We start from the raw sequence: 13,636 nt of genomic DNA on the forward strand, positions 1-13,636 counted from the left end.
ATAAGGATATGTTTGATTTTACAATTGCATTCAGAACCCTTATAGCCCTAGTAAGTTTTCTTTTTATTCTTTTCTTTTTTCTATTAGGATATACATTCTGGACACGTCTAACGAAAAATTATTGGGAAAGGTATGAAAAAAAGTTCCGCAGTTACTTTTTTTCACTCATTTTAGATTACGCTGAACAGACCTCTCCCAAACAAGACGCTGACGATATTATTAAGCAATTAAGCAGACGTACAAAAGATTATGCTTTCTTTCTTAGATTGCTCAATAAACTTGTCAATATATTAGATGGCGAAGATCGAGAACGACTAAATGATTTTATAGAGCACCCTGCTTTTTTGTCTTTATTCCAAGAGAGACTTTTTGACTATTCTACTAATTCGAAATTACTTGCTTGCAGATACTTTCGATTTGCCGAAGATATTGATCAGCGTACTCTGGCTAAACTAATTTCTATGAGTAGAACATCGAATATAAAACTGGCATATGCAGCAACAAAAGCCATTATTACTTCTGGAAAACCAACTATTCAAAAAACTACATTGCTCCGATTTTTTAAACGTAGTGACTTTTCCGAACTCATGGTTCCCGAACTTCTTTATTTACTTGACCCTGGTAATACTGCTTATCGTCCCCAAATAGGCCGTGTACTTAAGAGCCTTCTAATTGAGAATATTGGTCAGACTGCCAAAATCGTTATTATCCGCTACTTAGGATGCCAACGGTTTTATAAACAAAGCAATTTTTTATTTCAGTATTTAAAACGCCTGCAATATAACAACGCAAAAGCTCCACTTATCCAGGCATTAATTATTGCACTAGGACAATTACACAATATAAATGCGTCCTCTGTAATTAGAGCATATACTCAAAAAGGCATGCCCACAGACATACGGCTGGCGGGTGTAAAAACACTAAGTACTCTAGGAGGAGAAAAAAATCTAATCTTTTTAGTAAACAATCTACAGAATGCAGAATTTGCTGTACGGAAGGCTATCATCGAAGAGTTCATACTCAATGACAAAAAACGTCTTGAGTATCTTTTGCAATATGTAATATCTAACTTGGATTTGATCAGAAAGATTAAAGATCAAAAACAACCTCCAAAACATATCTATCCATTTTTAGATAAAATCGATAGTATCGCAGCAGGAATTCAGATAACTCTCAGCCACCGTTTGATGAATACCAATGCTTAACGAATTTTATTTATTTAGTATTATTGAAAAACTTATTGTCAGCTATTTTATGACAATAAATTCCGTGTATCTACTTCTCACTGTAGGTGCACTCATCTATGTTCGGAAACAACTATTACAAAGCGATGTTGTAGAGGCAGACGCACTTTTTAAGACTGAGCTTTTTAAATCAATTAGTATCCTTGTGCCTGCCTACAATGAGGCCGAAAACATAGTAGAATCGATTGAATCATTACTCAAGCTCGAATACCCGGAATATCATATCATTGTCATAAATGACGGCAGCAGCGACGACACCTTACAGCGACTTATTGACCATTTTGATTTAGTTGAAACAGAGATTTATTACAACAAACAGATAGGCCACCAGCCGATTCAAAAAATCTATCAAAGCCCCGACATACCAATTCTAACAGTAATTGATAAAAAGAATGGCGGAAAGGCCGATGCACTTAATGCTGGCATTGACCTTGCAGAAACTGACCTTATCTGTTCGATTGATGCCGATTCCATTTTGGAACAGAATGTCCTAAAAAAACTTATCCAAACCTTTATTGAACATAAAAACACAGTGGCGGCAGGTGGTGTTGTTCGAGTGATTAACGGCTGTAAAATAGAGAGTCGTGAAATTAAAGAGATTCACACGCCCAAAAATTTTTGGGCTCGTCTGCAATCGGTAGAATATATCCGCGCATTCCTATTTGGTCGGGTAGGCTGGGATTATTTTAAAAGTTTACTCATAGTATCTGGTGCTTTTGGAATCTTTGACCGCAAAGCTGTTATTAAGGTGGGCGGGTATTTGACCGATACGGTCGGAGAAGATATAGAACTCATTATTCGCCTTCACAGTTATCACCTTCGCAATAACACGGATTATCAAATACGATTTCTTCCTGAACCTATTTGCTGGACTGAAGTACCTACGGACTATACAAGCTTGAAAAACCAACGTAACCGTTGGCATCGTGGACTTGCCGACTCACTGTGGCGGCACAGGTATATGCTCTTCGATAAAACCTATAAGCATATAGGATTATTCGTAATGCCCTTTTTCTTATTTTTTGAACTGCTAGGACCTGTCATACAGTTTTTTAGCTATATCTATTTAGCCGTCAGCTTATTTTTACCGTCTCTTTTTAACCTTCCATTTATACTACTGTTTCTGGCAGTTTCCATTTTATATGGAATGGTCATATCACTAATTTCAGTACTGGCTGAAGAGATAGCATTTAAAAGCTATAGTAGTTTTAAAGATATTTTTATTCTAAGCCTGTTTTCCTTCGTAGAAAATATCGGTTATCGACAGATCCATGGTTTTTGGCAACTGAAAGGACTTATCGATTTTTTTAGAGGAAAGAAAAACTGGGGCGAAATAAGCCGTACAGGGTTCCAATAGTTCTCTATTGTATAGAGAACTATTACCCTGAAAATAACAGACTATTCTATTTGATGGATGGATATATGGTTAGCAGCCATATTATGTCTTACCCATGAAGTGGATAAGAAACAAAATAGTGAAATAAGTTCCACCGACAATTCTAGGGTATTAATTTTATATCCGTGTACCGCCGCTGAGCAGGTATAAAATGGCCATTCGCACGGCTACTCCATTGGTAACCTGGCTCAATATTATCGACCGATCACTGTCGGCCACTTGGCTCTCCATTTCCACCCCGCGATTTACCGGGCCGGGATGCATGATCACAAAATCGGGATATCTTTTGAGATGCTCCATCCTAATACCAAACATCTGGTGATATTCACGGATACTGGGGAACAGCTCGGTACCTTCTTCCTGCCGTTCTAGCTGAATGCGCAGCGCCATCGCAATATCGCACCACTCCAGTGTTTGATCCAAGTTATACGAAACATCAGCTCCAAGCTCATTCACATAGGCCGGCATCATAGTCTTTGGGCCACAGACAGTAACATTAGCTCCCAACTTTAACAAGCCAATAATATTGGAACGCACTACACGGCTGTGAGCAATATCACCAATTACAGCAATATTTTTACCTGCCAAATCGGGATGGACCTGCTGCATAGTAAACATATCGAGAAGGGCCTGTGTAGGGTGCTCGTGCTGTCCGTCGCCGGCATTTATAGTTGCCGCATCTACACAACGCGTTAGAAAATGGGGTACGCCGGGACTGCTGTGCCGAACAACCACCATATCAATCTTCATAGAGCTAATATTACGGATGGTATCTTTGAGAGATTCCCCCTTCTTAACGCTTGAAGAACCTTTCGAAAAATTTACTACATCAGCACCCATACGCTTTTGGGCCAACTCAAACGAAAGACGGGTGCGCGTACTATCCTCATAAAAAAGATTGACAATAGTCTTGTCCCGCAGGGTAGGTACCTTAGGCACGGGACGATCTAAGATTTCCCGAAAATATTGTGCCTGATCGAGCACATACTGTATATCCTCTTTCGAATAATCAGCAAGCCCCAACAGATGCTGCTGCTCAAAGTCATGATCGTTATGTTGCAATTCAATTTCTTCGGCCATCAGCTTTCCTCCTCCGGATTTTGTATCACATATACTGCATCTTCACCATCCAGCTCATTTACCTTTACGCGTACCTCTTCTTGAACGTGGGTAGGTAGGTCAGACCCCACATAATCAGCAGCTATGGGGAGTTCACGATGCCCCCGATCAACCATACAACAAAACTTAATGCTACGAGGACGGCCGTAGTCCATCAGTGCATCCATAGCCGAACGAACAGTGCGTCCGGTATAAAGCACATCATCAATTAAAATGACGTCACGACCGTACAGATCAAAAGGAATTTCGGTAACCTTTACTTGGGGCATCTTTAGATTTGTACGAAAATCGTCACGGTAAAAGGTTACATCCAGCACTCCAAAATCGGGCGCAAAATCAAACTGTTGCTCAATCAATTTTACGATGCGCTTACCCATATAGACACCACGGGTCTGCATCCCAATGAGCGCTAATTGTTCGGGCTTATCGTGCGGCTCCACGATCTGATGAGCAAATCGCAGGTAGGTGCGATCCAGATCATCGGCCGACATGATTTTAACAGTATTCAAACGAAAACTTTTGGTGTGTGTTTTTGCTGAATGAAGTTAGGAAATGCCGGATGATAACTCAAGAAGGCTTTGAAATGGAATAGAGCTTTGCCAAACCTTTGCTGTCACCCTCCGTTACACGGAAAAATACCACACGTTCTTCTTCAACGGGGAGCAGAAGGGATGGTGGTCCATTGTCAAAACAGGCAAATAGTTCTACTGGATTTAAAAAAATTTTCGACTTCTAAATACATAGACTATCCCCCCCCCTAATTAAAAATCTATCTCAGTATTTGCCCAGTTGGTTACATATTATTAAGCATTCCATTTACAAACTTTATCTCATTCTCATTGACGGTATGGCCCATTTCCTTATAAATTTTTTTAGTAACATCAGCCTCAAGCTGGCTGAATATCTGCTCTGTCCGGTCCACCCGTTCTTGCGGAATATGGGGATCCCGATCGCTGCATCCCAAAAACACTGGTGTTTGTTTCAGTGACCCGCTGTAGTTTTGAGATTTTACTTCTTCACCAATCAATCCACCGCTGAATCCAACAATTCCGCCATAGTATTGTGGATGGCGCGCCGCAAACTCAGTAGTAAGGCAGGCACCTTGCGAAAATCCTAGTAACATAATCTTGTTCGTTGGTATACCGGCATTGTTAATTTGGGTAATTTCTTCATGGATAAACTGCAAACCACTGGATATACCCGGCTGATTCATCTCTTTGGGAGCTAAAAATGACCGGGGATACCATGTGTGCCTACTGGCCTGGATAGCCCGATAATGGATATCATCACGGGTAAATTCTTCGGCAAACAACATCATGCTTTGGGCCGAAGCCCCGCGGCCATGAATGAGAATCATGCCAATATTAGCATCATCCATGGATACCCCACCGGTTACTACCGGCTGGTTTTGATGGGGACCGCTGAATGGATTGTCTGGATCAACTCGAAATAAAGACATTTAATTTATTTTGGAGCAAGGTATTGAAATTATGGCTTTTAAAGTCAATCCCCCCCCTTTTTAAGAGATTATCCCAGTATGAGTTAAAGCATCAAATTCCCCTGAAAAAGGAGGAGCGGGAGATTGAAACACTAATAATTTTCTAAACTTCTATCGTGGGCAGTGCCGCTTCAATTTCTGTTCGACGAGTCTCATGCCAGGGCGTTAGCTCCAGTTTTTGAGCCTGATCCTCAGACGGATCGGAATTAACAAAATAACCAGGACCGTGTGTAGCCATCTCAAATAGCACCCCGCCCGGCGTGCGATAATAGACAGACTTAAAAAAGTGCCGGTCAATAATTTCTGTCGGCTGCAACCCAAATCGCAATACCTCATGACGCAATTCCTTCAGATCTTCAGCATCTTCTGTCTGAAAGGCTACATGATGTACAATGCCAGCCCCACTTTGTCCTTGGCTAAATGGCACTTCCTCAATAATGACAGAGTGGCCAAGCTCACTCTCAGTTTTGTAGAGGGTGGCATTCTCTTCCGAAGCAACCTTTTTAAATCCTAAGATAGAAGTCAATACTTGTTCAGTATGATCCATCTCATGCAGCCGAAGAGTCGTACTCCAAAATCCCTGTATTTGATATTTATCCGGTACGGGAGACTTATTCCAACTTTTCAGATCAATTTTCTGGCCGTCAAATACCAAGTGCAACTGAAGCCCGTCCGGATCTTTAAATGAAAGATACTTCTTGCCAAATCGAATAAGAGGACCGCTGTATGGAATATTCTGTTCATCCAATCGCTCTTGCCAATAATCCAGCGAGCTTTCCGGTACGGCCAGAGAGACAGCTGTAGCTTCACCAGATCCGGAATCACCTTGCCGTGCCCGCGGCCAAGGGAAAAAAGTGAGACTAGATCCCGGACTTCCTTCAGAATTAGCATAAAAAAGATGGTACTTCGTTGGGTCATCTTGATTGACTGTTTTCTTTACCATACGCATCCCCAGCTTTTTGACATAGAAATCGTAATTCTCTTGGGGGTCGCCGGCAATGACTGAAATATGATGCAGTCCGCGATATTTACTCATATACTATACTAACTAATTGTTTAGTTCAGGTAAATCCGCCTCTAACTTGTGGCGGTAGGGTTCAAGATTATCGGGAAGCGTTAACGAACTTCCAAGGTCTTCCAAGTTTTCATCAACTGTAAAACCAGGAGGGTCAGTAGCCACTTCAAAAAGTATACCCCCCGGCTCATGAAAATATACTGACTTAAAATAAGTTCGATCTTTCACTTCCGTCAGATGATAACCTTTGTGGTACAATTGTTCACATATAGCTTGTTGCTCTTGTTCATCTTCAGATCGAAAAGCAATGTGATGCACTGTACCTCTCCCAGCCCGGCCATTGGGTTGAAACTGGTCAATGACTTCAATCACAGAACCTATTTCAGAACCAGAAGTATAATAATACCTATTATCTAACTGGTCGGTTAACTCAAATCCCAACTCGTATTCCAGCAATCTCCCTGTGCCCTCATAATTTTTCTCTGCCAGGCTAACCCCATGGATACCCCTAATGGCGTGCTTCTGTGGGACTACACCTTCACCCCACCCTTCTGTACCATCAACGCCGGGCGAAAACACTAGTTCAACGTAGAGTCCATCAGGATCTTGAAAACCTATTACTTCTTTGCCAAAACGTTCGAAAGGATCTTCAAAACTGACATCCTGATCCTCAAGATGTTCAATCCAAAATTGTTTGGATGTAGTGGGAACAGCGAATGCAACAGACACTACCTGCCCGCGGTCGGGCTTTCCTTTTTGCATATGCGGCCAGGTAAAAAATGTGATAATGCTTCCGGGATCTCCCGACTCATTGCCATAATATAGGTGGTAGGACGACGGGTCATCAAAATTGACTGTTTTCTTTACCAAGCGAAGTCCCATTACTTGGGTATAAAATTCATAATTCCGTTGAGGATCACCGGCTATTGCGGTAATATGATGTATTCCTTTTTCTGCCATGTCTTAAGATTTTTACTAATACAGCTAAAACCATATTAGTTCAATATCAAACTAATATGGCAATTCATTAATTCCAATTTTATCTAACGATTTGTACACTCAAAGGTAAGAAAGTTAAATGATGATTTTTGAAATGGAAGGGTTTCGATTAGATGTACTTTAATTTTGAATAGTTATAAAAATTAATTTTAAGACTTCATATCCAATGGATAAAAATATAATATCCAAAACAGCTCTTGGTGGTGCGGTAGCCGCACCACCAATTATATTACTCGCTTTCATTGCCGATGCCCCAAATTTTGAGTTGTACTTGAATATTTTTTCAGGGGCTTTTTTGATATTCATCTTTTTGCACTGGTTTTTTCGTGATGATGAATTCGATAAACTGGAAGCAATTAAAAGATCAATCAACATACTATATTTTTATTATGCTATCATAGTTTTCGTGGCTAAGGTAGAGCAGCTATATATATTAATGTTTATGACGTTAGGACTCTTTGGCCTAACTTATTTTATAAGCAACTTAGTTAGTATTTTAGAATTAGAAAAAGAAGATGAAAGTTAAAGCCTAGAACCAATCGCAATAACCCTGCCTATCACATTTATAAAACTTCCTTAAAGAAGTTGGGATGTGAACTAATCGTTATGTGGTGGATTCCTATATTAGACATCAGAAATTTGTATTTCTATATAGTTCAATATTAAACTAATATGTCGATTAAGTAATTCCAATTTTGTCTAACGATTTGTACACTCAAAGGTAAGAAAGTTAACTAATGATTTTTTGAAATAGCAGGACACTAATGAAAGAAACAATTGAAAAGCTCTGGAATGGTAAAAAATCGGAGAAAAAAATAGGACTGGCGCTGGGTGGCGGTGCAGCGTTGGGGGCTGCCCACGTAGGAGTATTACGGGCATTGGAAAAATCTGAAGTCGAGATTGACTACATAGCAGGTACCAGCATTGGGGCTATGGTAGGAGCATTTTATGCATTTGGCATGCCGGTAGATAAAATTGAAGATATTGCCCTGGATATTGATTGGCCGGATGTTTCCGGACTTGCCCTTTCTAAAATGGGCCTGTTGACTAATAATGCCATGGGTGAACAACTCGACAAACATTTAGGAGATGTGAAGTTTAATGAGGCTAATATTCCTTTTGCAGCAGTGGCAACGGATATTTCAAATGGAGAAAAAGTTATTCTTAAGAAAGGAGACGTATCGGATGCGGTAAAGGCCAGCACCTGTATTCCGGTACTTTTTGAACCTGTGGAAATTGATGGTCGATTATTGGTAGATGGTGGATTAAGAGAAAGTGTTCCTCTTTCAGCTATTCTGGATATGGGAGCAGATTTTAAAATCGGTGTAGACCTTAATGCATACAGAAATTATGAACGTCCAGAGAATATTTTGGACATCCTGAATAATACTCTTGAAATTGCACTTAAGCATTTGGCAAATGTGAATCGGAATAACATTGATCTGCTAATCCAACCTAAACTAGCACAGTTTAGCCGTTCGGAAACAGAAAATACGGCCGAGATGATAGAAAGAGGATTTCAGGCGGCTGAAGATTCGTTAAAAAGAAAGACAGGGAAAGTCGATTAACTCTTTCCATACACTGTAACGACACTACCGCGTGTTACCTCATTTTCTGGAGAGACAAGATGTGCAATTTGTTTAGCCAGCTGCTGGGGATTCGGCCAGTCTTCAAAATTAGCATCTGGCATGGCATCACGATTTTGGGGAGTGTCAATAACAGAGGGCGCAATAGCATTCACAAGGATATCATCCTCAACTACTTCGGCAGCCAAAGATTCGGTCAACGCTGCAACTCCGGCTTTGGCAACAGTGTAGGCCGTCATCCCTTTACCTTGTCGCGGTTCTAAGGCAGGACGTGCAGCAATATTGACAATTCGTCCGCCTGAATAGCCAGATGACCGCATAGCTTGAACCGCAGTGCGACATGAATTATAACAAGTCACCGTGTTTAACTGAATCTGCTTGTTGAAATCCGTAAGCGGAGTATCTTCAATATTTCCCACCCCGAATCCGCCGGCAATGTGGATGGATCCCCAAAGCGGTCCCTGGTATTCAATAGCATCCTTATAAAAAGATTGAGCTCGTTCTTCATCCGTTAGATCAATACCAGCTTGTGTAAAAACATTCTCGTGACTGCTCAACTCAAACGTTTCTTGCTCAGCCTCGTTAAAACAAGGCACGCTGCAGGGAGCACCCGAGCCTGCCAATAACTGAACCACGGCAGAACCTAAAACACCAGCTCCACCTGTAATCACAATGTGTCGATCATCAAAGTTAAAACCCATTAGTCAATTATTTTAGTTAAGATGCTTTTCATCAATATTTACCAACAAATTCTACCAGAAAAAAGGTCAAAAAACTGTTAATTCTCTTGCATAAGTTAATATTAATGTGAATATCAGTTTAGATAATTTTATTTTAATTAGTAGGTAATCAATTAAGATAAAGAAAATGGCTAACGTAATAAGTCTCAAAAAAAGTGAAGATATTGAGCAGCTGAAGGAAACATTAGATTTTGCTCAAAATATTATTGACGGAATCAGCGCACGAAAATACTCTGGTACCATCACGCTTAAAGAAGATCCCGTTGCCTATCAAAAACGAATCAGAGATGAGTGGAATTAGTGAACATACTCATTGATACGAATATTGCTCTTTACTTTTTAACAGGGGATAAAAAGCTGACTAACCTACTTGATAATGCAATCATCTATTTATCTTTTATTTCTGAACTGGAGTTACTTTCCTACCCCGAACTCGATAACAAAGAACAAGAATCAATCAATAATTTCATTCAGGAATGCGTAGTTGTTGATATCAATCCCCCTATTAAACAAAAGACAATTACCATTTGGCAACAATCAAATATCAAACTGCCTGATACCATTATTGCCGCAACGGCAATTTCTAAACAACTCCCTTTTCTATCGGCAGATAAAGATTTTGCACAAGTTCACGATCTACAATTGTTTTCATATGAACTATAATACTTTAAAGATCTTCAACATTTAATAATTGATATGAATATTTTTGCCATCATCATTTTAGCTACGCTGGGCATTGACTTTCTGCTTAATCTGGCAGCCGACTTTTACAATCTTAAATCACTGGACAAGGGATTACCCAATGAATTCAGTGATGTCTATGACGAAGAAACCTATGATAAATCCCAGCGCTACACCAAGGTTCGAACCAAGTTTGGTATACTGACCTCGGCTTTTAATCTGGTGATACTGCTAGTTTTCTGGTTTGCGGGTGGTTTTAACTGGCTGGACGGGCTCATCCGCAGCTGGGAGCTTGGCACCATCTGGACGGGCCTGGCATATATTGGAACCCTGCTGCTTGCCAAAAGTATACTTTCACTACCCTTTAGCTTGTATTCCACTTTTGTAATTGAAGAAAAGTTCGGGTTTAACGAAACAACCCTAAAGACCTTTGTTTTAGATCTGGTAAAAGGTCTTGGGCTAGGTATTCTGCTTGGCGGTCCCTTGCTAGCAGGTATCCTGGCTTTCTTTACGTTTATTGACCAATATGCATGGCTGTATGCATGGGGAGCGGTTACTGCTTTTACACTGATCATTCAGTTTGTTGCCCCACGATGGATTATGCCATTATTCAATGATTTTGAACCCCTTGAGGAAGGCGACTTACGGCAGAAAATCCGGAAATATGCCGATAAAGTTAATTTTGCACTCGAGGGAGTGTATGTGATGGACGGATCCAAGCGCAGCAGCAAATCTAATGCCTTCTTTACAGGGTTCGGGAAAAACAAACGCATAGCACTGTATGACACACTGATCGAAAATCACACTGAAAACGAACTGGTAGCGGTACTAGCTCACGAAATTGGTCACTATAAAAAGAAGCATATTTTTAAAAATATGGCTATCAGCATTGCCCAAACGGGTATTATGTTTTTTCTACTCTCAGTGTTCCTCAACTCACAGGGATTATATGATGCTTTTTATATGGAACAAATTTCTATTTATACGGGGCTTATTTTCTTTGGAATGCTCTATGCTCCCATTGATATGATTGTATCCGTCTTTATGCAGGTACTTTCGCGAAAATACGAATTTGAGGCTGATGAATTTGCTTCGACAACCTACCAGAAAGAACCAATGATTGAAGCTTTGAAAAAGTTATCTAAGGATAATCTTTCGAATCTTACCCCTCATCCATTTTATGTGTTCCTTAATTATTCACATCCGCCAGTGCTGGAACGTATTGAAACCATAAAGAAAAACTAAAAAGAAGAATAGAAGTATTGAATTTATTGCAGTTCAATCTCCCTCAATCCTCTTCTCCAAGAGGAACTTTACGATTCCGTAGTCCAAACAAAGAGTTCCTCCTTAGAAAAGGAGGGCAGGAGGATTGATTTAATTATTTGCCAGGCAGATAATTTTCCAGTACCCTGATTACATTCTCTAAACCATTGTACTTCCCGCTCTGAAAATCGCACAGTGGTATATCCAAGCTCTTCTAATTTTTTATCTCGTAGTTTATCCTCTTCATGTTTGAATTTATGAGAGTATCCATCTACTTCGATAACCAACTTTAGTTTGCGGGAAATGAAATCGACGATGTAGTCATCAATACAAAACTGACGGTTAAACTGGTATCCATGAAACTTTTTTGCTCGTAAAACTTCGCTCCAAAGTATAGCCTCTCCCTTAGTGCCATCTTTCCGAAGCTTCCGGGCCAGTTCTTTATGCTTTTTGTTGTAGTTTGATTTGTTTTTATCCATTATCTCTTGATGTTTTCTGGTTGTAATCTCTTTTCTTTCTTTGAAGTATTTTTAATGTAATAAATGGGTTCTTGCTTAGAAAAGGTAGGCAGAAGGATTGATCTTTCCGCTAAATAGATAAATTATGAGTTACATGTGGTCAATTTCCCTAAATCCCTCTTTTCTAATAGGGACTTTTGGATTCCTCAACTTAAACAATGACTTCTTCCTTGCCTGCGAGAATTCGGTGGGCGAAGGAAGTCAGGAGGATTGATAATGTAATAACTAGGTCAAATCCCATCCGTGCAAAATTGCAGTTAATTTTGTTACTTGTCATTCTGTAATCCCAATAAAAAGGACTCTCAATGCACAAAGAAACCCAAGCGATCCATGCCGCCATGGAAGTGGTCAACAATAATCCCGATATCGTGCCGCCGGTGCATCGCTCTACGGTGTACCAGCTGGATAAAGAAGGTAGAAGCGAGGGGGACTGGCATTATACGCGGCTCGAAAATCCCAATCGAGTACAATGGGAACATGTATTAAAAGTGATGGAAGATGGAGAGGCCGCAGCAGCTTTTTCCAGTGGTGTAGCGGCAGCAGCAGGAGTATTTCAATCGCTTGAACCCGGAGATCATATTATTATTCCCGAAGATGTATATGCCGGAAATCGCAAGTTAGTCAATAATATCATGAACCCGTGGGGACTGGAATCTGATTTTATTGACATGACGGATCTTACAAACATCAAAAACCACCTCAAAGAAAATACCAGCCTCATCTGGATTGAAAGTCCCTCCAACCCATTGATGAATATCATGGATATTGAAGCGATCTGCGATTTAGCGCATGAAAATGGGGCTGTGGTTTGTGTAGATAACACGTGGCCCACGCCTGTCAACCAGATGCCGCTAAAGCTAGGGGCAGATTTGGTTATCCATTCTACAACAAAATACTTTGGCGGGCACAGTGATATTCTAGGCGGAGCTGTTATCAGCAAGGAGCAAGATGATTTTTTTGAGCAGATCCGCATGGTTCAACGAACAGGAGGCGCCGTGCCCTCACCCGATGACTGCTGGATGCTGGCTCGAAGCACACGCACCATGCCCTATCGGATGAAAGGTCATAATAACAATGCAGAACGCCTTGCTTTTTATCTGCAAGATCATCCCAAAGTACAAGATGTCTTTTATCCGGGATTACCCAGCCACGACGGGCATAAAATTGCCAAAAAACAAATGAGCGGATTTGGAGGGATGATTTCCTTTTTGATTAAAGGACCCCAACAAGACGCAATCGAAATTGTTGGCAGATCAAAACTGATTGGCCGAGCAACTAGTCTGGGGGGCGTAGAAAGCACATGGGAACATCGCCGCAGCAGTGAAGGCGAAGGCTCGATAACACCCAAAAACCTAATTCGTATTAGCGTGGGACTAGAGCATCCCGATGATCTTTTGGAAGATCTGGAGCAGGCGCTGGGTTAAACTAGTAGTATTACCAGTAAGAATGTAAAGTCATTATCCCAGTGAATGTATCTATCTGCGTCAACGATTTTGTTATTTTTGGTCGCTGGTATTGTAATACGTAATGGTTTTATCGAGTGACATTCCGTATCGCTCTGCCTGGAGAAACCATTC

The 13,636-nt window shown here is 40.6% G+C and carries 15 protein-coding genes; 8 read left to right on the plus strand and 7 right to left on the minus strand.

What is annotated here, in order from left to right; genetic code table 11:
* The first annotated feature begins 8 nt into the window (after positions 1 to 8).
* Both LX73_RS05445 and LX73_RS05450 read left to right on the plus strand, forming a co-directional pair.
* Positions 9 to 1,205 carry a hypothetical protein gene (locus LX73_RS05445; RefSeq protein WP_148898478.1) on the plus strand — a complete coding sequence of 399 codons (1,197 nt, stop codon included), beginning with the start codon at positions 9 to 11 and terminating at the stop codon, positions 1,203 to 1,205.
* Positions 1,206 to 1,254: 49 nt separating this feature from the next.
* Positions 1,255 to 2,601, plus strand: coding sequence for a glycosyltransferase family 2 protein (locus LX73_RS05450; RefSeq protein WP_170245594.1), 1,347 nt, complete (start codon positions 1,255 to 1,257; stop codon positions 2,599 to 2,601).
* Positions 2,602 to 2,757: 156 nt separating this feature from the next.
* Here LX73_RS05450 and LX73_RS05455 read toward each other — a convergent pair whose 3' ends face one another.
* The 5 genes from LX73_RS05455 to LX73_RS05475 form a co-directional block, all read right to left on the minus strand.
* Positions 2,758 to 3,720 (minus strand): aspartate carbamoyltransferase catalytic subunit, encoded by a 963-nt coding sequence (locus LX73_RS05455; RefSeq protein ID WP_148898480.1) that lies wholly within the window; start codon positions 3,718 to 3,720, stop codon positions 2,758 to 2,760.
* On the minus strand, positions 3,720 to 4,268 hold the full coding sequence (gene pyrR, locus LX73_RS05460; protein WP_246138171.1) for a bifunctional pyr operon transcriptional regulator/uracil phosphoribosyltransferase PyrR: 549 nt from the start codon (positions 4,266 to 4,268) through the stop codon (positions 3,720 to 3,722). The genes LX73_RS05455 and pyrR overlap by 1 nt, the downstream gene beginning before the upstream one ends.
* Before the next feature lie 284 nt (positions 4,269 to 4,552).
* A complete protein-coding gene (locus tag LX73_RS05465; RefSeq protein ID WP_148898481.1) occupies positions 4,553 to 5,218 on the minus strand; it encodes an alpha/beta hydrolase in 666 nt (221 codons plus the stop codon).
* 142 nt (positions 5,219 to 5,360) lie between these two features.
* A complete protein-coding gene (locus LX73_RS05470) occupies positions 5,361 to 6,293 on the minus strand; it encodes a ring-cleaving dioxygenase (RefSeq protein WP_148898482.1) in 933 nt (310 codons plus the stop codon).
* A 12-nt stretch (positions 6,294 to 6,305) separates the two neighbouring features.
* Positions 6,306 to 7,232 (minus strand): ring-cleaving dioxygenase, encoded by a 927-nt coding sequence (locus LX73_RS05475; protein ID WP_148898483.1) that lies wholly within the window; start codon positions 7,230 to 7,232, stop codon positions 6,306 to 6,308.
* Positions 7,233 to 7,437: 205 nt separating this feature from the next.
* Here LX73_RS05475 and LX73_RS05480 point away from each other — a divergent pair, with 205 nt between their 5' ends.
* Complete coding sequence (locus tag LX73_RS05480) at positions 7,438 to 7,797, plus strand: hypothetical protein (RefSeq protein WP_148898484.1); 360 nt, start codon at positions 7,438 to 7,440, stop codon at positions 7,795 to 7,797.
* 238 nt (positions 7,798 to 8,035) lie between these two features.
* The gene (locus tag LX73_RS05485; RefSeq protein ID WP_148898485.1) at positions 8,036 to 8,839 is read left to right on the plus strand and encodes a patatin-like phospholipase family protein; all 804 of its coding nucleotides are present in this window, start codon (positions 8,036 to 8,038) and stop codon (positions 8,837 to 8,839) included.
* Here LX73_RS05485 and LX73_RS05490 read toward each other — a convergent pair.
* Complete coding sequence (locus LX73_RS05490; protein ID WP_148898486.1) at positions 8,836 to 9,558, minus strand: SDR family NAD(P)-dependent oxidoreductase; 723 nt, start codon at positions 9,556 to 9,558, stop codon at positions 8,836 to 8,838. The genes LX73_RS05485 and LX73_RS05490 overlap by 4 nt on opposite strands.
* Positions 9,559 to 9,724: 166 nt before the next feature.
* Between LX73_RS05490 and LX73_RS12940 the strand changes: the two genes are divergently transcribed.
* From LX73_RS12940 to LX73_RS05500, 3 genes are read left to right on the plus strand one after another with little or no spacing between them, the layout of a single operon-like run.
* Positions 9,725 to 9,898: a hypothetical protein gene (locus tag LX73_RS12940; protein WP_170245595.1), complete on the plus strand. Its 174-nt coding sequence runs from the start codon at positions 9,725 to 9,727 to the stop codon at positions 9,896 to 9,898.
* On the plus strand, positions 9,889 to 10,260 hold the full coding sequence (locus LX73_RS05495) for a type II toxin-antitoxin system VapC family toxin (RefSeq protein WP_148898487.1): 372 nt from the start codon (positions 9,889 to 9,891) through the stop codon (positions 10,258 to 10,260). Before LX73_RS12940 ends, LX73_RS05495 begins: the two co-directional genes overlap by 10 nt.
* Before the next feature lie 33 nt (positions 10,261 to 10,293).
* Positions 10,294 to 11,523 carry a M48 family metallopeptidase gene (locus LX73_RS05500; RefSeq protein WP_148898488.1) on the plus strand — a complete coding sequence of 410 codons (1,230 nt, stop codon included), beginning with the start codon at positions 10,294 to 10,296 and terminating at the stop codon, positions 11,521 to 11,523.
* 68 nt (positions 11,524 to 11,591) lie between these two features.
* On the opposite strand, the gene LX73_RS05505 is transcribed toward LX73_RS05500, so the two are convergent.
* On the minus strand, positions 11,592 to 12,020 hold the full coding sequence (locus tag LX73_RS05505; RefSeq protein WP_211359373.1) for an endonuclease domain-containing protein: 429 nt from the start codon (positions 12,018 to 12,020) through the stop codon (positions 11,592 to 11,594).
* A gap of 344 nt (positions 12,021 to 12,364) precedes the next feature.
* Here LX73_RS05505 and LX73_RS05510 point away from each other — a divergent pair, with 344 nt between their 5' ends.
* Entirely contained in the window at positions 12,365 to 13,483 is a 1,119-nt protein-coding gene (locus tag LX73_RS05510; RefSeq protein WP_148898489.1) for a trans-sulfuration enzyme family protein, read from the plus strand.
* Positions 13,484 to 13,636 lie beyond the last annotated feature (153 nt).

It is taken from the genome of Fodinibius salinus (genome assembly GCF_008124865.1).
GTDB classification, from domain to species: domain Bacteria; phylum Bacteroidota; class Rhodothermia; order Balneolales; family Balneolaceae; genus Fodinibius; species Fodinibius salinus.